This window comes from Aeromonas piscicola, assembly GCF_000820005.1.
Lineage (GTDB): Bacteria > Pseudomonadota > Gammaproteobacteria > Enterobacterales > Aeromonadaceae > Aeromonas > Aeromonas piscicola.
The window spans coordinates 25334-46516 of the sequence record NZ_CDBL01000018.1; the positions used below are offsets into that span (position 1 = coordinate 25334).

21 protein-coding genes are annotated in these 21183 nt (G+C 57.9%); 18 read left to right on the forward strand and 3 right to left on the reverse strand.

Features of this window, described 5'->3' with window-relative positions; genetic code table 11:
- The first annotated feature begins 442 nt into the window (after positions 1 to 442).
- On the forward strand, positions 443 to 1915 hold the full coding sequence (locus tag BN1128_RS03585; RefSeq protein WP_042866360.1) for an inorganic phosphate transporter: 1473 nt from the start codon (positions 443 to 445) through the stop codon (positions 1913 to 1915).
- An 825-nt stretch (positions 1916 to 2740) separates the two neighbouring features.
- Here the strand turns inward: BN1128_RS03585 and rne are convergent.
- A complete protein-coding gene (rne, locus tag BN1128_RS03590; protein ID WP_042866364.1) occupies positions 2741 to 5890 on the reverse strand; it encodes a ribonuclease E in 3150 nt (1049 codons plus the stop codon).
- 413 nt (positions 5891 to 6303) lie between these two features.
- Between rne and rluC the strand changes: the two genes are divergently transcribed.
- The gene (gene rluC, locus BN1128_RS03595) at positions 6304 to 7248 is read left to right on the forward strand and encodes a 23S rRNA pseudouridine(955/2504/2580) synthase RluC (RefSeq protein ID WP_209428540.1); all 945 of its coding nucleotides are present in this window, start codon (positions 6304 to 6306) and stop codon (positions 7246 to 7248) included.
- Positions 7248 to 7895: an HAD-IA family hydrolase gene (locus tag BN1128_RS03600; protein WP_042866367.1), complete on the forward strand. Its 648-nt coding sequence runs from the start codon at positions 7248 to 7250 to the stop codon at positions 7893 to 7895. The genes rluC and BN1128_RS03600 overlap by 1 nt, the downstream gene beginning before the upstream one ends.
- An 87-nt stretch (positions 7896 to 7982) precedes the next feature.
- Here the strand turns inward: BN1128_RS03600 and BN1128_RS03605 are convergent, their stop codons facing one another.
- The gene (locus BN1128_RS03605) at positions 7983 to 8564 is read right to left on the reverse strand and encodes a Maf family protein (protein ID WP_042866368.1); all 582 of its coding nucleotides are present in this window, start codon (positions 8562 to 8564) and stop codon (positions 7983 to 7985) included.
- 360 nt (positions 8565 to 8924) lie between these two features.
- Here BN1128_RS03605 and BN1128_RS03610 point away from each other — a divergent pair, with 360 nt between their 5' ends.
- Positions 8925 to 9176 carry a hypothetical protein gene (locus BN1128_RS03610; protein ID WP_042866369.1) on the forward strand — a complete coding sequence of 84 codons (252 nt, stop codon included), beginning with the start codon at positions 8925 to 8927 and terminating at the stop codon, positions 9174 to 9176.
- Positions 9177 to 9275: 99 nt separating this feature from the next.
- Positions 9276 to 9941 carry an START domain-containing protein gene (locus BN1128_RS03615; RefSeq protein ID WP_042866370.1) on the forward strand — a complete coding sequence of 222 codons (666 nt, stop codon included), beginning with the start codon at positions 9276 to 9278 and terminating at the stop codon, positions 9939 to 9941.
- A 79-nt stretch (positions 9942 to 10020) separates the two neighbouring features.
- Here the strand turns inward: BN1128_RS03615 and BN1128_RS03620 are convergent, their stop codons facing one another.
- Positions 10021 to 10356 carry a hypothetical protein gene (locus BN1128_RS03620; protein WP_042866371.1) on the reverse strand — a complete coding sequence of 112 codons (336 nt, stop codon included), beginning with the start codon at positions 10354 to 10356 and terminating at the stop codon, positions 10021 to 10023.
- Positions 10357 to 10411: 55 nt separating this feature from the next.
- On the opposite strand from BN1128_RS03620, the gene BN1128_RS03625 reads away from it, so the two are divergent.
- From BN1128_RS03625 to holB, 13 genes are all read left to right on the forward strand, one after another.
- Positions 10412 to 10810 (forward strand): hypothetical protein, encoded by a 399-nt coding sequence (locus BN1128_RS03625; RefSeq protein WP_042866372.1) that lies wholly within the window; start codon positions 10412 to 10414, stop codon positions 10808 to 10810.
- Positions 10811 to 11548: 738 nt separating this feature from the next.
- A complete protein-coding gene (yceD, locus tag BN1128_RS03630; protein ID WP_042866373.1) occupies positions 11549 to 12070 on the forward strand; it encodes a 23S rRNA accumulation protein YceD in 522 nt (173 codons plus the stop codon).
- A 19-nt stretch (positions 12071 to 12089) separates the two neighbouring features.
- The gene (gene rpmF, locus BN1128_RS24415; RefSeq protein WP_005311492.1) at positions 12090 to 12257 is read left to right on the forward strand and encodes a 50S ribosomal protein L32; all 168 of its coding nucleotides are present in this window, start codon (positions 12090 to 12092) and stop codon (positions 12255 to 12257) included.
- 9 nt (positions 12258 to 12266) lie between these two features.
- On the forward strand, positions 12267 to 13286 hold the full coding sequence (gene plsX, locus BN1128_RS03635) for a phosphate acyltransferase PlsX (RefSeq protein WP_042866375.1): 1020 nt from the start codon (positions 12267 to 12269) through the stop codon (positions 13284 to 13286).
- A gap of 7 nt (positions 13287 to 13293) precedes the next feature.
- Positions 13294 to 14253 carry a beta-ketoacyl-ACP synthase III gene (locus tag BN1128_RS03640; RefSeq protein ID WP_042866376.1) on the forward strand — a complete coding sequence of 320 codons (960 nt, stop codon included), beginning with the start codon at positions 13294 to 13296 and terminating at the stop codon, positions 14251 to 14253.
- A gap of 72 nt (positions 14254 to 14325) precedes the next feature.
- Complete coding sequence (gene fabD, locus BN1128_RS03645) at positions 14326 to 15261, forward strand: ACP S-malonyltransferase (RefSeq protein WP_042866378.1); 936 nt, start codon at positions 14326 to 14328, stop codon at positions 15259 to 15261.
- Between the two features lie 13 nt (positions 15262 to 15274).
- Positions 15275 to 16009 (forward strand): 3-oxoacyl-ACP reductase FabG, encoded by a 735-nt coding sequence (fabG, locus tag BN1128_RS03650; protein ID WP_042866380.1) that lies wholly within the window; start codon positions 15275 to 15277, stop codon positions 16007 to 16009.
- A gap of 157 nt (positions 16010 to 16166) precedes the next feature.
- Complete coding sequence (gene acpP, locus BN1128_RS03655; RefSeq protein WP_005300909.1) at positions 16167 to 16403, forward strand: acyl carrier protein; 237 nt, start codon at positions 16167 to 16169, stop codon at positions 16401 to 16403.
- An 81-nt stretch (positions 16404 to 16484) separates the two neighbouring features.
- The gene (gene fabF / locus BN1128_RS03660; RefSeq protein WP_042866382.1) at positions 16485 to 17726 is read left to right on the forward strand and encodes a beta-ketoacyl-ACP synthase II; all 1242 of its coding nucleotides are present in this window, start codon (positions 16485 to 16487) and stop codon (positions 17724 to 17726) included.
- Between the two features lie 20 nt (positions 17727 to 17746).
- Complete coding sequence (gene pabC, locus BN1128_RS03665) at positions 17747 to 18601, forward strand: aminodeoxychorismate lyase (protein ID WP_042866385.1); 855 nt, start codon at positions 17747 to 17749, stop codon at positions 18599 to 18601.
- On the forward strand, positions 18591 to 19592 hold the full coding sequence (gene mltG, locus BN1128_RS03670) for an endolytic transglycosylase MltG (RefSeq protein ID WP_042866388.1): 1002 nt from the start codon (positions 18591 to 18593) through the stop codon (positions 19590 to 19592). Before pabC ends, mltG begins: the two co-directional genes overlap by 11 nt.
- Positions 19592 to 20233: a dTMP kinase gene (tmk, locus tag BN1128_RS03675; protein WP_042866390.1), complete on the forward strand. Its 642-nt coding sequence runs from the start codon at positions 19592 to 19594 to the stop codon at positions 20231 to 20233. The genes mltG and tmk overlap by 1 nt, the downstream gene beginning before the upstream one ends.
- Positions 20218 to 21165 (forward strand): DNA polymerase III subunit delta', encoded by a 948-nt coding sequence (gene holB, locus BN1128_RS03680; RefSeq protein ID WP_042866391.1) that lies wholly within the window; start codon positions 20218 to 20220, stop codon positions 21163 to 21165. Before tmk ends, holB begins: the two co-directional genes overlap by 16 nt.
- The last annotated feature ends 18 nt before the right edge of the window (positions 21166 to 21183 follow it).

Consider the following 21183-nt stretch of genomic DNA (forward strand, 5'->3'; position numbering starts at 1 on the left):
ATCGGCGTGCGTGATCCGGTCGACAGCGGATCCGGTTGCAATATGTTAAACAAGAGGGCGCCACTGGCGCCCCTTGTTATCGGGTTTGGCACGGATTTAGGCGACAAGGCAAGATGGGGCGGGTGTGAATGGGCAGGGGAGTGGCTTGTTTTCGATTGTCCTTTGTACAGATGTCGCGATTCTGTCGGTCGAAATTTGACGGTAAAGCCGAGCTAAATCCGGTGTCGCCGTGCGGGATTGCGATGAATTGTCCCCGTTTGGGGACTGTTTTTGTCAGCCTGGGTCTGTTTAATTAATCATCGACAAGCCGCATGACTGCTGGCTCTAAGCTATTTTTTGAGAGAATGCTCTTTTTTTTTCTTACTGAAATATTTCAACAACGGGTATGGCGCAACCAGCCTTCTGGCATAATCCGCCGCAACTCATAAACAGGTTCGTTTTTATGTTTGAAATGTTTAGTGGTTTGGGTTTGTTATGGTCAATCGGTTTGGTATTGGCCGTTTTTTTTGTGTTGGCCTATGAATTCATCAATGGCTTTCACGATACCGCCAACGCGGTAGCAACGGTTATCTACACCAAGGCGATGCCGGCTCACCTGGCGGTAGTCGCATCCGGGATCTTCAACTTTTTTGGCGTCATGTTCGGCGGTCTGGGCGTAGCCTATGCCATTGTCCATTTGCTGCCGATTGATTTGCTGTTGGGCATGGATTCCACCCAGGGTTTGATCATGGTGTTCTCCCTGCTGTTTTCCGCCATTGTCTGGAATCTGGGGACCTGGTTCCTGGGCATTCCGGCCTCCAGTTCTCACACGTTGATCGGTTCCATCCTGGGGGTAGGCGGTGCCTATGCCTGGCTCAACCATCAGCCGCTGACTCAGGGTATCAACGTCGCCAAAGCGATCGACATCATGCTTTCCCTGATCATCTCCCCGACCGTTGGTTTTGTCGTGGCAGCCCTGTTGCTGTTTGCCATGAAGCGAGTCTGGTTGGGCAGCAAGATCCACAAGACCCCGGAAGAGCGCCTGCTGGTGGACGGCAAGAAGCATCCGCCGTTCTGGGCTCGCCTTACTCTGGTTGCCTCCGCCATGGGGGTGAGCTTCGTGCACGGCTCCAACGATGGCCAGAAGGGCATAGGTCTGGTGATGCTGGTGCTGATCTGCATGGCGCCGGCCTATTTCGCGCTGGACATGAACAGCCGCTCCTACGATCTGGATCGCACCCAGGATGCCAACCAGCGCATCATGGAAATCTATCAGCGCAACCATGAGCAGGTTGCTCATGTGGTGGACTTCAAGGTGCCTGCTCAGGCCCAGGAAGAGCTGATGACCCATTGTGCGGCGAATGGCGCACTGCAAGCCATGGCAACACTGGACAATCGTCTCGGCCAGGTACGGACCTATGAAGAGCTGGATCTGACCGACCGTCGTGAAGTGCGTCGTCTGCTGCTGTGTATCGATGACACCGCGCGCAAGGTCTCCAAGCTGCCGTTGCCGGCCAAGGAGCTGACCGATCTGGCCAAATGGCGCAAGGATCTGACGGCGACCGCCGAATATGCACCGACCTGGGTTATCGTCTCCATCGCGCTGGCGCTGGGTTGCGGTACCATGGTGGGCTGGCGTCGCATCGTCTACACGGTCGGCGAGAAGATTGGCTCCACTGGCATGACTTACAGCCAGGGCATTGCCGCCCAGATCACGGCGGCTGCCTCCATCGGTGTTGCCAGTTTGACCGGTATGCCCGTCTCCACCACCCATATCCTCTCCTCTGCGGTAGCGGGGACCATGGTGGCGAACAAGTCAGGCCTGCAGAGCCAGACCATCAAGACCATACTGATGGCCTGGGTGCTGACCCTGCCGCTCACCATGCTGCTCTCTGGTGGCCTGTTCCTCATCAGCCACCACCTGTTTGGCGGCTGATAACAGCGCAACCTCAGACATTGACCAAGGGCCTACGGGCCCTTTTTTCATGTCAGCAGATCTCGCACAGCCCCGTTCTTTGGCTTGGAGAATACAAAGCATCTGCCCGGGCGGATGGGCAGGAAGAGAGTCGATGACTTGCTTCTGATGTTTTTTACTCTTCATATGCCATCAAACTTATAATGTTAAACACATAGCAACACAGGTTGAGCCATCCTGAACGTCCCAAGCTACTCAACAACTGTCTACAGCAATAAAGACGCCAAACCCGGACGCGCCCATGCTGTGCTGTTTGTCATCTGTTGATAGGCATAAGGTCTTACTCCGTGTTTGATAGGGATTGAAGCAGGGAGCCAGGAGGGCGAGAAGGCGGCAACCTGTCATTCTTGCCTTTGCTTGGCTCTGTACGCGGGAGCGCTGTCACCTGGGGCAAGCAGAGGTGATGGAGCGACCAGGATATCTCTCCAGGCCAAGGTGCTATTCATCACAGTGGCATGGACAACAAGTCTGAGGGGTACACAGGGTAACTCATTAGCAGCAGGGTGGATAAAGGATGAGATCTTTGCTTCGGTTGCCAGTGGCTTGGATGTGACAGAGAGAGGGGTACAGTTCATTGGGCCGTACAGAGGGCGACTCTCTTCTTGCATTGGCGGACGTGTGAGGAGAAGGAGCGGCTCTGGTGTGACAGAGGGCTTGGCGCGACAAGATAAAAGCTATGGGTGAAGGCTGGGGTCAGTGACCTGGTTAAACACCAGAGTCCAAACGGAAGATAAAAAAGAGCCACACAGTGTGTGGCTCTTTTCCATCAGGCTAGCTGGCTGGCAATCAAGGACGACCAGCAGGGCTGGTTGCCACGTTGACAGCAGCCGTGCTGCCACCATGACGGCCAGAGCTTGTCACGTCATTGCGCACCAGCGGTGCCTGCTCGACAGGTGCCTGCTCAGGCAGGGCTGGGGCCGCCGCCGGCGTTGCCATCGGGGCAGAAGCCTTGCGGGCACCAGCCAGCAAACCGGAGCCTTTCTTGGCCTGGTTGACCACGGGCGCAGCAACGGCAGCGGGTGCTACCGGCTCTGCCTTGGCAACAACCACGGCTGCGACTGGCTCGGCGGCAACGGCAGCAACAGGTTCAGCAACCTGGGGCGCAGGTTCAGCTTCCACGACAACGGGTGCAACAACCTCAACCTCGGCAGCTGCCTCCATGACAGGGGCCACAGTCGCAACGACATCGTCAGCAGGTGCGACAACGACACTCGCTTCGGCCACCACGTCTGCAACAACCGGCTCGGCAGCCACAACAGGGGCAGCTTCAACCTGGGCTTCGGTCACGACAGGGGCGGCAATCGCCACGGCTTCGGCTTGCTCACGTGCTTCCTCGGCAACAGCTTCCACCACCACATGCTCGGTCAGTGCAGCAGAGGCTTGTACGGCGGCGGCAATGGCTTCGGCGCTCGGGATTGTGATGACGGGCACAGCCGGCTCTTCCACTTTCACCTGAGCCGCATCAGCCTGGGCTGCCGTGGTCAGGATAGTGGTGTCTGCTTGCTGCTCTTCATCATCGCGCTGGCTACGGGCATCTTCGTTGATGCGCTTGCGGCGTTGGCCCTCGATACGCTGAGTGCGCGGGGTGCGACGGGAGCGACGCTGGCCGTCGGCCTGTTCGTCACTCTGTTCAACAGTGTCAGCGGCATCGGCCACGGCAGCAACCGGTTCATCAGTCGGCTGGGCAGCAGGGTTGCTGGCCGGTACATCGGCACGGATCTGCTTGCGCAGTTGACGACGTTCGCGGCGCTCGGCGACTTTCTGCTCTTTTTCCTGCTGGGGCTCGGCACTGACGACGGCAGTTTCAACGGTTTCTACCGCTTCAACGACCAGCTCGGCACGGGGCTCACGCGGTGCACGGGGCTCACGAGCCGGACGCGGGGCGCGCGGTTCGCGTTCCTGACGCGGTTCGCGGGGCTCACGTTCCAGGCGCTGTTCAGTGCGCACTTCACCGCGGGCTTCACGTTCCTGACGGGGCTCACGCTCTTGACGCGGTTCGCGTTCTTTACGCGGACGACGATTGCGGTTCTCACCACCCTCGCGATTGGCCGCGCCTTCGCGCTTCTCGCCGGCTTCCGCCGTGTTGCGGTTGCTGCGGTTGTCGTCGCGACGGGGACGCTGGCCACGGCCACGGTTTTCATCACGCTGGTGACGATGACCTTCATCCTTGCGCGCTTCCCGCGGCGCAGCCGGTTTCTCGGCAGGGGCCTTGACGTCGCTTGGAGCGGCATCGCCGGCAAACAGACCCGAGATGGCCTTGAACAGCTTGCCAAACAGACCCGCTTCGGCGGCAACCTGTGGCTGTGCTGCGACGGGCGCAGGAGCAGCAGGGGCGGCCGGTTGAGGAGCCTGGACGAAGCCTTGCAGCAGCGGTTGCTCGCGTTCGATCACCTGAGTCTGCTTCGGCTGGTAGACCGGCTTGGCAATCTCGGTTTTCAGCTCGTAGCTGGCCGCTTCCGGGATCTCGTTCTGACGAATGCGGGTCACTTCGTAGTGCGGGGTTTCCAGATGCTGGTTCGGAATGATGTACAGACGTACTTCATTACGCTGTTCCAGACTGGCGATGGAGGCGCGCTTCTCGTTGAGCAGATAGGCGGCAACATCGACCGGCACCTGAGCATGAACCTGCTCTGTGTTGTCCTTCATGGCCTCTTCTTCGATGAGACGCAGGATGGACAAGGCCAGTGATTCGTTGTCACGGATGACCCCTTGACCCTGGCAACGGGGGCAGATGTGGCTGCTTGACTCGTTGAGGGAGGGGCGCAGACGCTGGCGGGACATCTCCAGCAGACCGAAACGGGAGATCCGGCCCAGCTGGATGCGGGCGCGGTCCTGATGTACCGCTTCACGCAGACGGTTTTCCACTTCGCGTTGATGGCGAACCGGCGTCATGTCGATGAAGTCGATGACGATCAGACCCCCCAGGTCGCGCAGACGCAATTGACGGGCAATCTCATCGGCCGCTTCCAGGTTGGTTTGCAGCGCCGTCTCTTCGATATCGCCGCCCTTGGTGGCGCGGGAGGAGTTGATATCGATGGAGGTCAGTGCTTCGGTCGGGTCTATGACTATGCTGCCGCCGGAGGGCAGACGCACTTCGCGCTGGAAGGCCGACTCGATTTGGCTCTCAATCTGGAAGTGGTTGAACAGGGCAACTTCACCCTTGTACAGCTTCACGCGGTTGAGGAAATCGGGACGAACCAGCTCGATGTGAGCACGGGCACGTTCAAAGATGACCGGGTCGTCGATCAGGATCTCGCCGACATCGCGACGCAGGTAGTCACGAATGGCGCGCACGATCACGTTGCTTTCCTGGTGGATAAGCACGGGAGCGGTACGGTCCTGTGACGCTTTGTGGATGGAATCCCAGTGGTTGAGCAGAACGTTGAGATCCCATTCCAGCTCTTCCGGGGATTTGCCCACACCGGCGGTACGCACGATGAGGCCCATGCCGTCCGGCACTGTCAGGCCGCTCAGGGCTTCTTTCAGTTCTGTCCGTTCATCGCCCTCAATGCGGCGGGAGATACCGCCTGCACGGGGGTTGTTCGGCATCAGCACCAGGTAGCTACCGGCCAGGCTGATAAAGGTGGTGAGGGCTGCACCCTTGGTGCCACGCTCTTCTTTATCGATCTGGACGATCACTTCCTGGCCTTCGCGGACCACTTCTTTGATGTTGGGACGACCCTGATAGGAGTAACCGGAGGGGAAGTAATTGCGGGCGATTTCCTTTAACGGCAGGAAACCGTGACGCTCGGCGCCATAGTCGACAAAAGCAGCTTCGAGACTGGGTTCTACGCGGGTGATTTTACCCTTGTAGATGTTCGCTTTTTTCTGCTCGTGTCCCGGACTTTCAATATCCAAATCGTAGAGCTGTTGTCCGTCAACCAGCGCTACGCGCAACTCCTCTTCCTGAGTCGCGTTGATTAGCATTCTTTTCATTGAGTTCTCGTTATTTTGTCATTTTGATTTCCTCCACAGGATCCTGCCGGCGCCGGCCTCGGGTCTTCAGCATACTTGGGCAACCTCCCGGCTGGGGTATGCATGAGGCGCAAACTAAGGGCGCTCTGGTTCGGCCTTCTCGAGAAGGCATGAATTAAGGATGCCGGTGTGGAGACAAATAATCGGTTCTGTTTGTGTTCTCCATGCGCTGTACCTCGCACCCGGGAACCGTCATGTTCTTATATACACGGTGTTTCGGGATTGGGTGGCATAAATTTTGGCCACTTAGTACAAGGCTTGAACACAATGACAAAACCTTGTTTATTATCCCATTTAAACCACTTTTATAGCAAGGCGCCATTTTTCAACAAAGCATGCAGCCAAGGGCCGCCGGCGGTGTTAAAATCCGCGCCATGACACAGATACAACAACAAGTGCGGCTGCTCACCATCGAAGCTGAGCATGAAGGGCAGCGCATCGACAATTTTCTCAAGACTCAGCTAAAGGGCGTCCCCAAGAGCCTGATCTATCGCATCCTTCGAAAAGGGGAAGTGCGCGTCAACAAAAAGCGCATCAAACCGGAATACAAACTCTGCCCAGGCGACGAGGTGCGGGTTCCTCCCGTGCGGGTTGCCGAGAAAAACGAACTGCCCTCGGCCAACCTCGGCAGTATCCAGCGTCTGGAGAGCCAGATCCTGTTTGAAGACGACGCCATGATAGTGCTCAACAAACCGTCCGGCATGGCCGTGCACGGTGGCAGCGGCTTGAGCTTCGGCGTCATCGAGGGGCTGCGCGCCCTGCGCCCGGATGCCCGCTTCCTGGAGCTGGTACACAGGCTCGATCGCGACACCTCAGGCGTGCTGCTGGTTGCCAAGAAGCGCAGCGCCCTGCGCAGCCTGCACGAGCAACTGCGGATCAAGACCATGCGCAAACAGTATCTGGCGCTGGTGCGCGGTCAATGGCAGCCCCACGTAAAGGTGGTCAATGCGCCGCTGCGCAAGAACGATCTGCAATCTGGTGAACGTGTGGTGCGGGTCAGCAGTGACGGCAAGCCATCCGAAACCCGTTTCCGCATCGCTCGTCAATTTGCCGAGGCCACCCTGGTCGAGTGCAGCCCGATCACCGGCCGTACCCACCAGATCCGGGTGCATACCCAGCATGCCGGTCATCCCATCGCCTGTGATGACAAGTATGGGGAAGCGGCCTTTGACGAGAAAATGCGCAGCCAAGGGCTGAAACGGCTGTTTTTGCATGCCTGGAAGCTGAGCTTTACCCATCCGGTCGATGGCCGCGAGATGCAGGTGGAAGCCCCGCTCGCGCCTGAACTCGACAAGTTCCTGAACAAGCTGGCTCGCTGATGAAAGAGGTCCGACTCGCCATTTTCGACTGGGACGGTACTCTGATGGACTCGGTGGGCCGGATTGTCGCCTGCGTCGCGGGGGCTGCTCGCGATTGCGGCGAGCCTGTGCCCACTGCGATAGAGACACATCAGATCATAGGGCTCAGCCTGGAGGTCGGCATTCCACAGTTGTTTGCGCTGGCGCCGGGTGGCGAGCGGGCCAACGCCCTGATTGCTCGTTATCGTCACCATTATGTGCATGACGACACGCCCAGCCCGCTGTTTGTCGGGGCGAGCGAGCTGCTGCACCATTGGCATGGGCAGGGGATTGTACTGGCGGTGGCCACCGGAAAGTCTCGCCGTGGCCTGGATCGGGTGCTGGATGATACCGGATTGCGGCCACTGTTTGCCGCTACCCGTGGCGCGGACGAGGCCAACTCCAAACCAGATCCCCTGATGCTGACGCAAATTCTGGATCAGCTAGGTTTCGCTGCGCACCAGGCGGTGATGATTGGCGACTCCATCCACGACATGGCGATGGCAGAAGCGCTCGCCATGCCGCGGATCGGCGTAAGCTGGGGTGTGCACGACAAGAAGCGCTTGCAGACACATGATCCGCTTGCGGTCGTCGATAGCATGGACGAGTTGAAGCTGCTGCTGGGTTAGTCTTGCCATATGCCAGTTGAATAGATGATGAAACGGGAGCCTTGGCTCCCGTTTTTCGTTTGGCTCGTCGTGGATAGACCATTCCCGTCAGGGCAGGGCGAGGCCGTGGCGCGCCAGCAGCTCGATCAGACCGATCAGCGGCAGGCCGATCAGAGCGTTGGGATCGCGCCCCTCCAGCCCCTTGAACAGCACTATCCCCATGCCTTCACATTTGAAACTGCCCGCGCAATCAAGGGGCAATTCAGCCTCGACATAGCGGCGAAGGGCGGCCTCATCCAGGGTGCGAAAGTGCACGGTGAAAGGCTCCACCAGCTGCTCGGTCCTGCCGCTGGCGGCATCCAGCACGCACAGGCCGGTATAGAAGGTGACGCTGCGGCCTTGCGCGGTCATCAGTTGTGCCACCGCTTTCTCCACTGTGCCCGGCTTGCCCAGGATCTGGCCGTCGCAGACACACACCTGATCGGACCCGATGATCAGTCCCTGATCAAACTGGTCGGCAATGGCGCTTGCCTTGGCAAGCGCCAGCCGCGCCACCAGCGCCTCGGCCGATTCGTCGGGCAGGGGAGATTCATCCACCTCGGGGGCCGCGCATTCAAAAGGAAGTGCGAGCTTTTCCATCAGGGCTTTGCGATAGCGGGAGGTGGAGGCGAGGATCAGCGGGGTTGGCATTGTGATGTCCTGGTTCGATGCAGTCAGGCGCAGATGGTATCGCTGCGCCGTGAGCCGGGCAAATACCTGATGGGATTTTCGTGTCGGATATTATCTGCTGGTATCACCGGGTTTATTCCGTGTGGCCGCAGTGCGAAGGGCGTGAGATTGCCCCGCTTTCCAGATTGGAAAGTGTCGCTATTGGCTCATTCATCAGCCTCTTTCCTATCGTGGCAGGCTTATCTGACCGTCATGCCCTGGGTGGGCGACAGTCCCCTGCTGCTGGAGTTGTCATGCGTCCCTACCTTGTCTGCTGTTTCTTGATGATCATCCTCTACCAGGTGGGCATAGATCTCTATCTGGTCGCGCTCCTTCATCTTTGTGCTGGCCTCGCTGCCTGCCGGCAATGCCGACTCGATCACGGCAGCTCCCTCCTATTACGCCAGCTATGCCAGCGTGCATCACGACAACCTGATCTCCTTGCCACTGCAGCTGGAAGAAACATTGTATCGCCAGCTCGATATTGCCTTTATCCTGCTCTGGCACAAGCGCAACAACTACAACACCAAGGTGCTCTGGTTGCGAGACGAGATAAAGCAGCTCTACCACGAATACATGGGGGAGCCCGGCTAGCCATCATCTGCCCGGGACATGTCGGCCCGCCAGCAGACAAACCGCCCTGCCAGTCGAAAAGCGGCTATAAGCATAAGCAGGATCAGGCGAGGGCATCAGATGACGAGACATGGAATATGGCTGCTGTGGCTGCTCTGTTTGCCGGCATGGGGACAAGGGTGGCAACTGCAGACGGGGGAGGCTGGCATCTTGTTATGGACCCGCGCCCACCCACCGGGGGCATTTCTTGCTCTGCGCCTGGAAATGAACGTAGCTGCGCCCCCATCCGCCTTGCTGGCCGTGCTGCGCGATACCGCCCGTCATCAGGAGTGGCTGCCCCAGAGCCTGGAGGTGCGCGTGTTGGCAAAGCCGGCGCCCGATGAAGATCTGGTGTATACCCGCTTGTCAGCCCCCTGGCCGGTGCAGGAGCGAGAGCTGATCACCCACTCTCGCCTGCGGCGCAACGCCGATTGCAGCCTGCAACTGACGGTATGGTCGGCGCCAGATGCACTGCCACCCCATCCGGGGCGAGTGCGGATCCAGGCCAGTGAAGGGCGCTGGGAGGCATTACCACAACTGAACGGCACCACCCTGGTGCGTCTTGAAACCTACACCAACCCGGGCGACAGTCTGCCGAGCTGGCTCATCAATCCGATTGCCACTCAGGCGGCGCTGGACAGCTTTCGAGCCATTCGCCGGCTGATGGAGGCCATGCAACCCCAACCTTGCACTTGTGCGCGGCAACATCCGGCTGGCAAGTGGCATTTATGCCAGGTCATTCCTTGACGGCAGGCCTTGTTCAGACTTGCGTCTTGATGTGTATTCTTCTGGTTTAAGCCGGATGCGGCATTAAATATGCTACTTATCAATAGAATTGCCTGTGTCTTTTCACTGCAAGACCATCAGGGTAAATAGTGAGTCGCTCATATCCATTTTCATGAGAAATAGTATATAGCGCCAATCCCATGATATTTATCATGCTTCTTCCATTTCCCATCTTTATCTGCATTGTGGCAGACAAGTTTTTGTCAGCTGTTTTACCGAGAGTGGTCATATCACACATAAATAAATGAACCTGGTTAATTTCCAGTTCAGGTTTTAACGCCTCTTTTACCTTATCGTCGTTTCTGGTACCAATATCTTCATCCGTTAGAACCGAATGGAGGGCCAATGGTAAGGGGGTTAATATAGCCTCCCTCAAGAAACGGGATCTTTTTTGCCGTGATAGTCACCATCTGACCATATAAGGATATATCATGAAAAAATCACCTGTTTTTGCAGCCCTGCTGTGCTTGTCACTGGGTGCTATGGGTATCGCGGCGGCTGATGAGGCGCAGCCTGCGGCCGCTCCGGCGGCGATGGACGTGCTCAGTGCCGCGGCTGCGCAGACGCCCAGAGACTTTGTAAGTCTGACGCTGATGAATCAGAGTTCCCGTGCCAGCGCTTATATTGAAATCATAGGGGAGGGCATTTATGACACCAGGGATGTGCCGGCGGGAGGTTCCACCTTTATATCCTATCCTCGGGGGACTTATATCAGTACCCTGCGTGCCACCGACGGGGCAACAGGTTATGCCCATTGCGCCCCCGTTCTGCTGGATGCGAGTAAAACATCATTCATGAACCTCGAGACCCACTCTTGTTATACCCAGTGATGGATGTGGATGATGTGTCATGCGCCAGCACTGCTGACGAGTTAATCTATGGTGGGAAGTTTCGATAATTACTTGGTGTCAGACATGACATGCAATCAGAACAATGTATATAAAAAGTTTCCCACCTCAGTCATACAAGGGCGTTACTTCTATTTCACCTTCACCCAATATTGACTGTGTCCTTGCTGACCGTGATAAAACCCTTTTTTCAGCAAGGCTCAATATCGTTAATCGATGGCTGGATATAAGAACCTGCTGGTAACTACAGGGGGGCGTGAATGAAAGACGGTCATGACTTGGCATGAAAGAGCTGCCTCCCATGCATCTGTGAACCGGTATCCTCTCCCTGTCACATCAGTGCCTCGGTCGACTGCAGTGGTGTTGGACTAAGGTGGCAGACTTGGCTTTCACGCTGACCGCTGCCGCCAGATAGCAGGCATTGCCCGCGGATTGCCGCGGCGGATGAAAGGGGGCGGGACCCTGTGGCGGTCATTTGACGACAAAACTTCGGATCTGCACACCTGAAGGGACAGCAGATACAAGGTCAGCGAGACCGCAGCACACCCGATATGTGCCGAATGCCGGCAGGATCCTGTGTAGGATCCTCAGGTTTATGGCATAATCAGCCACCGATGAGAACAAGTCCCGGCATCTCAGGGACTTGTATGGTTAAAATCATCGGCGGTAAGGACTTTTTCCTTTGACTATCAGTTGTTGGACCTATAATATTCGCGCCCTATGCAAAAGGTGAAGTTGCCCGTTAAGGTTGATCCAGTCCGTAATGCCTTGAAGCTGCTCGACTATGTCGGGATAGTGGAAAAGTCGCAGATGCCCAGGCTGGAAGCATCAACCGCAGGCTTGCAGAGTGATGTCGACGTATCACTGCACTTTGGCAAAGATGTCCAGAAGTTGACCGTTATGAAAGGCACTGCCCATGCCAAGGTTGACCTGGTTTGCCAGCGTTGTGGAGATACATTCGAACACCTTTGTGAAGCTGATTTTATCTACACTCCGCTGTTTGAAAAAACAAACGAGGAAGAACTGCCGGAAGCTTATGAGCCCATTGAGTTGGACGAAAACGGCGAGATAGATCTTCATCAAATCCTGGAGGATGAACTCATCCTCTCGTTGCCTCAGGTGGCGATGCATCCGATGGATGCTTGCCCGCGCGGTAACATGGAGATGACTTGGGGTGATATCGAACCTGCTGATGAGCGGCCGAATCCCTTTGCAGTTCTTGAAGAGCTTAAACGTAAGTGAATCTAGGAGTTAGCCTACAATGGCCGTACAACAGAACCGTAAAACCCGTGCCAAGCGTGGCATGCGTCGTTCACACGATGCGCTGACCAGTGCAGCTCTGACTGTTGATCAGACCAGTGGTGAAATTCATCGTCGTCACCACGTGACTGCCGATGGTTTCTACCGCGGTAAAAAGGTAATCGCTTAAGGATTGCCTTTGTCTACGCAAACTGTCGCGCTAGACATAATGGGGGGAGATATTGGCCCCTCGGAAACAGTGCCTGCCGCCGTGCAGGCACTGTCTCTTTTGCCCCAGTTAAAACTGATCCTGGTCGGTGATCAGCACCAGACTACCTCCTTGTTGCAGCAACATGGCTTGCTGACTCATCCTCGCGTTCGTTTCGTACATGCATCCCAGGTGGTTGGCATGGGCGACAAGCCGATCGTGGCGCTGCGTACCCTGAAAGACTCCTCCATGCGGGTTGTGCTCAATCTGGTGAAAGCCGGTGAGGCCGATGCCTGCGTCAGTGCCGGCAATACCGGTGCGTTGATGGCCATGGCCAAGTGTGTGCTCAAGTCCCTGCCCGGCGTCGACAGACCCGCGCTCATCAAGGCGCTGCCGACCTTGAGTGGCAAGCGTACCGTGATGCTGGATCTGGGGGCTAACGTGAGCTGCGATGCCGACACCCTGCTGCAATTTGCGGTGATGGGCTCAGTGGTGGCCGAGAAGGTGGAAGGCATCGCCTTTCCCCGGGTCGCCTTGCTCAACGTGGGGGAGGAGGAGATCAAGGGCAACGATCTGGTGCGTCACAGCGCAGAGCTGCTGCGTCAGTGCAGTGCCCTCAATTTTGTCGGTTTCGTCGAGGGGGATCGCATCTTCAGCGGTGAGTGCGACGTGATTGTCTGCGACGGCTTTGTCGGCAACGTTGCCCTCAAGACGGCGGAAGGTGTGGTACGGATGATGGCCCAGCTGGCCGGATATCCCCGCAAGAAACGCAGTTTTCTTGGTCGTATCGCCGGATTTATGTTCAAACGACGTTTTTCTTACCTGAACCCCGACCAGTATAACGGCGCAAGTCTGTTAGGATTGCGCGGCATTGTGGTAAAAAGCCATGGGCGGGCCGAACGGCGCGCTCTGTGTAATGCGATCCTGCTGGCCGCACAAGAGGCCAAGCATCAACTTCCATTGCAAATAGCAGATCGCCTTGAATCTGTCTTTTCCGACAGGGATCTATAAGAACTCTATGCATAGCAAAATTCTGGGTACTGGCAGTTATCTGCCGAGTTCAGTGCGTACCAACGCCGATCTCGAGCAAATGGTTGAAACCAGTGATGAGTGGATCGTGGAACGTACCGGGATCCGTGAACGCCGTATTGCCGGTGCCGACGAAACCGTCGCCACCTTGTCTCACCAGGCCGCCCTGCGCGCCCTGGATGCTGCGGGTCTGACCGCAGCCGATCTCGACATGATAGTGCTGGCCACCACCAGCGCCGAGAACGCCTTCCCGGCCGCCGCCTGCGAGCTGCAGGGGCTGCTCGGCGTGCCCGGTATCCCCGCATTTGATGTGGCGGCCGCCTGTGCCGGTTTCACCTACGCACTCTCCATCGCCGATCAGTTCGTCAAATCCGGCGCCGCCCGCCATGTGCTGGTCGTCGGTGCCGATGTGCTGTCCCGCATGTGCGATCCGCAAGATCGCGGCACCATCATCATTTTCGGGGATGGGGCGGGTGCCGTGGTGATCGGTGCCAGCGAGACGCCAGGGATACTGTCGACCCACCTCCATGCCGATGGCCGTTATGGCGATCTGCTCAAGCTGCCGCAACCCCGTCGGGGCATGCCAGGCGCCGAACTCGAAGCCTACATGTATATGAAGGGCAACGATGTGTTCAAGGTGGCGGTAACCCGTCTGAGCGAGCTGGTGACCGAAACCCTGGCCGCTGCCGGTGTCGAGCCGAGCGAGCTCGACTGGCTGGTGCCGCACCAGGCCAATTTCCGCATCATCAGTGCGACCGCCAAGAAGCTCGGCATGAGCCTCGACAAGGTGGTACTGACCCTCGACAAGCACGGCAACACCTCTGCCGCCTCCGTGCCCATCGCCTTCGATGAAGGGGTGCGCGACGGCCGGATCAAACCGGGTCAGCTGGTGCTGCTGGAGGCTTTCGGCGGTGGTTTTGCCTGGGGCTCGGCGCTGGTTCGCCTCTGATCTTCAGCGGGAGGGGGCCCTGCACCATCCCGCGACCGATTTCGTTTTCGTCTTACCTTAAAGGAATCAATGATGACCCAATTTGCCATTGCCTTCCCGGGACAAGGCTCCCAAACCGTCGGCATGCTGGCCGAGCTGGCCGAGCAACACGCCGTGATCAAGGAAACCTTCGCCGAGGCGAGCCAGGTGCTGGGTTATGACCTGTTCGCTCTGGTCATGGATGGTCCGGTTGAAGATCTGAACAAGACCTGGCGTACCCAGCCAGCGCTGCTGACCGCCTCCGTCGCGCTGTGGCGTCTGTGGCAACAGCAGGGTGGGGCAACCCCCGCCGTCATGGCCGGTCACAGCCTGGGGGAATATTCCGCCCTGGTGTGCAGCGGTGCCTTGGCCTTTGGCGACGCGGTCAAACTGGTTGAACTGCGTGGTCTGGCCATGCAGGAAGCGGTACCGGAAGGGACAGGCGCCATGGCCGCCATCATAGGTCTGGACAACGAGGCCATCGCCGCCAACTGCGAAAAAGCGGCGCAAGGTCAGGTAGTGTCTCCGGTCAACTTCAACTCCCCGGGCCAGGTGGTGATCGCCGGTCACAAGGAAGCGGTTGAGCGCGCCAATGTCTTGATGAAAGAGTCTGGCGCCAAGCGTGCGCTGCCGCTGCCGGTCTCCGTACCCTCCCACTGTGCCCTGATGAAACCGGCGGCAGAAAAACTGGCGGCTGCGCTGGACGGGATCGAGATCAAGGTTCCAACCATCGCAGTCATCAATAATGTCGACGTGTCCTGTGAACAGGATCCGGCCGCCATCAAGCAGGCCCTGGTGCGTCAGCTGTTCAGTCCGGTCCGTTGGTCCGAGACGGTGGAGCGGATGGCCAATGAGGGTGTCACCCTCGAGATCGAGATGGGGCCGGGCAAGGTATTGACCGGGCTGGCCAAGCGCATCGACAAGCGCGTGGAAGGCATTCATGCCAACGATGCCGCCTCTTTCGAGCTGGCGCTGGCCCAGTCCAAGTAAACAGGAGCAGATCATGAGTTTTACCGATAAGGTTGTGTTGGTGACCGGTGCCAGTCGTGGCATCGGCCGGGCGATTGCCGAAACATTTGCGGCCCGTGGCGCGAAAGTCGTCGGCACTGCGACCAGCGAAAGCGGCGCAGCGGCGATCAGTGCCTATCTGGGTGAGCAGGGTTGCGGCATGGCACTGAACGTGACCAGTCCGGAATCCATCGAAACTGTCTTTGCGGCCATCAAGGCTCGTTTTGGCGACATCGACATCCTGATCAACAATGCCGGCATCACCCGCGACAACCTGTTGATGCGCATGAAAGATGATGAGTGGAATGAAATCATCGACACCAATCTCACCTCACTGTACCGTCTGAGCAAGCCGGTATTGCGTGCCATGATGAAGAAGCGTCATGGCCGCATCATCAGCATTGGCTCCGTGGTCGGTACCATGGGCAATGCGGGCCAGGTCAACTATGCCGCCGCCAAGGCGGGCCTGGTTGGCTTTACCAAATCGTTGGCACGGGAAGTGGCATCCCGTGGTATCACAGTGAATGCGGTTGCGCCCGGTTTCATCGAGACCGACATGACCCGTGCCCTGAATGACGATCAACGTGCCGGCATCATGAATCAGGTGCCTGCTGCCCGTTTGGGCGATCCAAAAGAAATTGCCGCAGCTGTGGTATTCTTGGCATCTGATGACGCCGCCTATATCACTGGCGAAACCCTGCATGTTAATGGCGGGATGTACATGGTGTAATCAATTTGTCGTGAGATCTGTTCAAATTTGCGATAGTACGCCGAAGTTTGGCGAATTTCGTGGTTTGACCAGCGGCAAGCTACTTGCAAACTCACGTCAATTGAATAAACTACCCCAACCAGACGCAATAGCGTATTTTTAAAGGAAAATTCAGGTCATGAGCAACATCGAAGAACGCGTAAAGAAAATCATCATCGAACAACTGGGTGTTAAAGAGGAAGACGTTAAAAACGCTGCCTCCTTCGTCGACGACCTGGGCGCTGACTCTTTGGATACCGTTGAACTGGTAATGGCGCTGGAAGAAGAATTCGATACCGAAATTCCTGATGAAGAAGCCGAGAAGATCACCACTGTTCAAGCGGCTATCGATTACATCACCGCTAATCAGGAATAAGTTCCTGTTCTGAAAGAAGCGGCCCAAGGGCCGCTTCTTTTATGTTTACCCCTTTCAAAATAGCTCTCGGAGACTAGCTCAGTGTCAAAACGCAGAGTCGTGGTGACCGGCCTGGGGATGCTTTCCCCGGTGGGCAACACTGCCGAATCCAGCTGGCAAGCCCTGCTCAACGGGCAGAGCGGCATTTCTCCCATCGAACACTTTGATGCCAGCGAGTTTGCGACCCGTTTCGCAGGCCAGGTCAAAGAGTTTGATCCCGAACAGTACGGCATCAACCGCAAAGAAGCCCGCAAGATGGATCCCTTCATCCAGTACGGCGTAGCGGCGGGGATCCAGGCACTGGATGACTCGGGTCTGGTGATCAACGAAGAGAACGCAGAACGGGTTGGCGTGGCCATAGGTTCCGGCATCGGCGGTCTGGGTCTGATTGAACAGAACCACAGCAGCCTGATCAACGGTGGCCCGCGCAAGCTGAGCCCCTTCTTCGTACCGTCCACCATCATCAATATGGTGTCCGGTCATCTTTCCATCATGAAGGGACTGCAAGGCCCCAACATAGCCGTGACCACAGCCTGTACCACGGGTACCCATGCCATCGGCATGGCCGGCCGCATGATCGCCTATGGCGATGCGGACGTGATGGTGGCCGGTGGTACCGAGAAAGCCTCCACCCCGATGGGGATGGGTGGTTTCGCGGCTGCCAAGGCGCTCTCTACCCGCAACGACGAGCCGCAAAAGGCAAGCCGTCCGTGGGACAAGGATCGCGATGGTTTCGTGCTGGGTGATGGCGCCGGTGTGCTGGTACTGGAAGAGTACGAACACGCCAGGGCCCGCGGCGCCAAGATCTATGCCGAGCTGGTTGGCTTTGGCATGAGTGGCGACGCCTATCACATGACGGCACCGCCCGCTGATGGCAACGGTGGCGCTCGCGCCATGAAGAACGCCATCAAGGATGCCGGCATTGCCCCCGAGCAGATTGGTTACATCAATGCTCACGGTACCTCCACCCCACTGGGGGATGTGGCCGAGTTGCGCGGCATGAAGCAGGTGTTTGGCGAACATGCCAGCGCCCTGATGATCAGCTCCACCAAGTCCATGACCGGCCATCTGCTGGGTGCGGCGGGCGCGATCGAAGCCATCATCACAGTGCTGGCGCTGCGTGATCAGGTGGCACCGCCCACCATCAATCTGGACAACCCGGATGAAGAGTGTGATCTGGATCTGGTGCCTCACGTGGCCAAGGCTGGCCACTTTGAGTATGCCCTCTCCAATTCCTTCGGTTTTGGTGGCACCAATGGCTCACTGATCTTCAAACGCGTATAATTCGCCCCAGGGCGGACAGTATGGGCCCGATACGTCAGTATCGGGCCTTTTTTATCGGAGGGATCCTTTTGCTTATCAATGGAATGCAGACAGATGCTGTGTCTGCCAGGGATCGTGGGCTGGCCTATGGGGATGGTCATTTCACCACCATGCTGATCAAGCATGGTCAGGTTGTCTGGTGGCCGGCCCATCTGGCGCGCCTGCAGCAGGCCAGTGCCAGACTCGGGTTTGCCGAGACGGACTGGTCAACCCTGACCCGCGAGGTGGCGCAGCTTGCCGCCGGCCAGACGCTGGCTGTCGCCAAGGTGATGCTGACCCGTGGCACAGGTGGCCGAGGCTATGACGGCAGCGACTGCCAAACGCCGACCCGCATCGTCTCCCTTGCTGATTACCCGAGCCACTATCAGAGTTGGCAGCAAAACGGCATTCCACTGCTGGTTTGTCAGCAACGGCTCGGTGACGCTCCCATGCTGGCCGGACTCAAGACCCTGAACCGGCTGGAGCAGGTGTTGCTGAAAAGCGAACTTGCAGCGAGTTCGGGAGTCGAAGGTATAGTCTTGAACAGTCGCGGATTTCTGGTAGAAGGTGTCAGTGCCAATCTGTTTTGGCGCCGTGGCAAGACGGTGTTTACACCGGATCTTTCCCACTGTGGTATTGATGGCATCATGCGGCGCCATGTGATGGCGATGCTAAAACAGATGAGTATTGAACTGCGTGTCGTGGAGGCTCCGTTAGAGTCACTGTGGCAGGCCGAAGAGGTATGGCTGACCAATACCCTGATGGGCATAGTGCCGGTGACCGGCATTGGGGATACTCAGTATCCGAGCCCGGTATTGATCCGCCGTTTACAGGAGCGTTTGGTCATTGAAGTTTAATCGGCTTTACACCCTGCTCGCGGGCGCGGCGCTGACAGTCGCCGTGGCCGGGGGCTATGTACATTACAAGTGGCAGCAGGTGGAGACGCTCACCAACAAGGGGCCGACTCGCCTCTTTACCGTCGAGAAAGGGGCCCATGCGGCGCGCCTGATCGCCGAGCTGGGGGAAGGGGAAACCAGTCCCTGGGCCGTGCGACTCTGGCTGCGAGGCCATCCCGAGCTGGTTGCCATCAAATCCGGTACCTACGAGATCAAGGAAGGGGCGCCACTTAAAGATACCCTCTCTCTGTTTGCATCTGGCAAGGAGTTTCACTTCAGCCTCACCTTCGTCGAGGGCTCCCGTTTTGAGGATTGGCTGAAGCTGCTCTCCGGCGCGCCCTATCTGGAGCGGCTGACCGTGGAGCAATCTGAAGCTGACCTGGCTCACGAGCTTGGCATCGACAATGGCAAGCTGGAGGGCTGGTTCCTGCCGGAAACCTACGCCTATACCACCCATGCCAGTGACATCTCGATCCTGCGTCGTGCCTATCAGGATATGAGGGCTTTCTTGCAACAGAGCTGGGACAAGCGCCAGGCCAATCTGCCCTATAAGACCCCTTATGAGGCGCTGATCATGGCCTCCATCATCGAAAAAGAGACGGGCCAGCCAGACGAGCGGGCGCAGATCGCCTCCGTGTTCGTCAACCGCTTGCGTCTTGGCATGAAGCTGCAGACAGATCCCACCGTCATCTACGGGGTCAAGGATCGTTACGATGGCAATATCCGCCGCAGCGATCTGACGGACGTGAATCCGTACAACACCTATGTGATCGATGGCCTGCCGCCTACGCCCATCGCCATGCCCGGCAAGGCTTCCATCGAAGCGGCCCTCAACCCCAAGTCGACCGACTATCTCTATTTCGTCGCCAAGGGGGGCGGTGCCCACTATTTCTCCAAGACCCTCGATGAACACAATCGGGCGGTTCGCGAATACATATTGAAGAAACCCTAATGTCTAAATTTATTGTGATTGAAGGACTGGAGGGGGCAGGGAAGAGCTCCGCGGTGCGTTATGTCACCGATTATCTGCAACGCCACGGTATCGACAAGATTGAGTGCACCCGTGAGCCCGGGGGAACCCCGCTGGCCGAGCGAATGCGCGCCATCGTCAAAGAGGTGCACGACGAGCGCCTCATCATAGAAGCCGAGTTGCTGCTCATGTACGCCTCCCGGGTGCAACTGGTCGAGACCCGGATCAAGCCGGCACTGGCTGAGGGTCGCTGGGTGGTGGGGGATCGCCATGATCTCTCCTCCCAAGCCTATCAGGGCGGCGGTCGCGGTATCGATGCCAACCTCATCGGTGCCATCAAGCAGGCGGTGCTCGGTGACTTCAAGCCGGATCTCACCCTCTATCTCGATATCGATCCTGCCCTTGGTTTGCAGCGGGCCCGTCATCGTGGTGAGCTGGACAGGATCGAACTGGAGCAGCTCAGCTTCTTCGAGCGCACTCGCAGCCGTTATCTCGAACTGGCTGCCAAGGATGATTTCATCCGGGTGATCGATGCCGGACAAACCCCGGGTCAGGTCAAAGCCGCCATCGAGGCCGCACTGGACCACTACCTGTCGAACGAGCGCGTATGTATCCCTGGCTGATCCCGGATTGGCATGCCCTGAGCCAGACGTCCCAGGCCGGTCGGCTTGGCCATGCCTGGCTGCTGCTCGGGGACCCCGGTCTTGGCAAGGAGCAGCTTGCAGAACGATTGGCGCGCTTGCACCTCTGCCAGCAACCGAATCGGGGAGAACCCTGCGGCCAGTGCCACTCCTGCCAGCTGTTTGACAAGGGACATCACCCGGATCTTGGTACCGTTACAGTCGACAGTAAGACCATAGGGGTCGAGGCCATTCGCGAGATCTGTGCTCGCTTGCAGAACTCGGCCCAGCTCGGCCGGGGCAAAGTGGTGATCATCCCGGATGCGGAGCGCATGACGGAATCCGCCGCCAACGCCTTGCTGAAAACATTGGAAGAGCCGGCCGGCGACAGTCTCTTGCTGCTGATTGCCTCCCAGGTTTCCCGTCTGTTGCCCACTATCCTGAGCCGCTGTCACAAGCACGTCTGCCAGTTGCCGACGGAAGGGGAGACAGTGCGCTGGCTGGCCGAGCAGGGTCACCAGGCCACATTGGCCCAGGTGCGGATCTGCCAGGGGGCTCCACTGCGGGTGTTGCGTTACATCGACGAGCAGCAGGATGGCAAACGCCGGGAGTTGCTGGAGAGTTTCGTTTCCCTGTCACTGACCCCGACTCGGGCCACCCATGTTTGCAGCCAGCTGGCGGATGAAACTCAGGTCAGACTGCACTGGTTGCAGCTGTTCTTGTGCGATGCACTCAAGACTCAGGCCGGCTGCGGTCATCATCAGCTGGCGATGCCGGATCTGGCGGCCCTCAGCCAGCAGCTGGCCGAGGGCAACTCCAGCGAAAAGTTGCTGGAGGCGGAGCAGCAGCTCGTGGCGCTCAAGGCCGCCTGCCAACCTGGCCAGCTCTCCAATCCCACCATTCATCTGATGAACTGGCTCAGCCGCTGGTTATAAATCTGACAAGACGCAAAG

Bases quoted from the DNA above. Each gene is read 5' to 3' on its own strand.
- BN1128_RS03585 (WP_042866360.1), top strand. From the start codon at position 443: ATGTTTGAAATGTTTAGTGGTTTGGGTTTGTTATGGTCAATCGGTTTG.
- rne (WP_042866364.1), bottom strand. From the start codon at position 5,890: ATGAAAAGAATGCTAATCAACGCGACTCAGGAAGAGGAGTTGCGCGTA.
- rluC (WP_209428540.1), top strand. From the start codon at position 6,304: ATGACACAGATACAACAACAAGTGCGGCTGCTCACCATCGAAGCTGAG.
- BN1128_RS03600 (WP_042866367.1), top strand. From the start codon at position 7,248: ATGAAAGAGGTCCGACTCGCCATTTTCGACTGGGACGGTACTCTGATG.
- BN1128_RS03605 (WP_042866368.1), bottom strand. From the start codon at position 8,564: ATGCCAACCCCGCTGATCCTCGCCTCCACCTCCCGCTATCGCAAAGCC.
- BN1128_RS03615 (WP_042866370.1), top strand. From the start codon at position 9,276: ATGACGAGACATGGAATATGGCTGCTGTGGCTGCTCTGTTTGCCGGCA.
- BN1128_RS03625 (WP_042866372.1), top strand. From the start codon at position 10,412: ATGAAAAAATCACCTGTTTTTGCAGCCCTGCTGTGCTTGTCACTGGGT.
- yceD (WP_042866373.1), top strand. From the start codon at position 11,549: ATGCAAAAGGTGAAGTTGCCCGTTAAGGTTGATCCAGTCCGTAATGCC.
- rpmF (WP_005311492.1), top strand. From the start codon at position 12,090: ATGGCCGTACAACAGAACCGTAAAACCCGTGCCAAGCGTGGCATGCGT.
- BN1128_RS03640 (WP_042866376.1), top strand. From the start codon at position 13,294: ATGCATAGCAAAATTCTGGGTACTGGCAGTTATCTGCCGAGTTCAGTG.
- fabD (WP_042866378.1), top strand. From the start codon at position 14,326: ATGACCCAATTTGCCATTGCCTTCCCGGGACAAGGCTCCCAAACCGTC.
- fabG (WP_042866380.1), top strand. From the start codon at position 15,275: ATGAGTTTTACCGATAAGGTTGTGTTGGTGACCGGTGCCAGTCGTGGC.
- acpP (WP_005300909.1), top strand. From the start codon at position 16,167: ATGAGCAACATCGAAGAACGCGTAAAGAAAATCATCATCGAACAACTG.
- pabC (WP_042866385.1), top strand. From the start codon at position 17,747: ATGGGCCCGATACGTCAGTATCGGGCCTTTTTTATCGGAGGGATCCTT.
- tmk (WP_042866390.1), top strand. From the start codon at position 19,592: ATGTCTAAATTTATTGTGATTGAAGGACTGGAGGGGGCAGGGAAGAGC.
- holB (WP_042866391.1), top strand. From the start codon at position 20,218: ATGTATCCCTGGCTGATCCCGGATTGGCATGCCCTGAGCCAGACGTCC.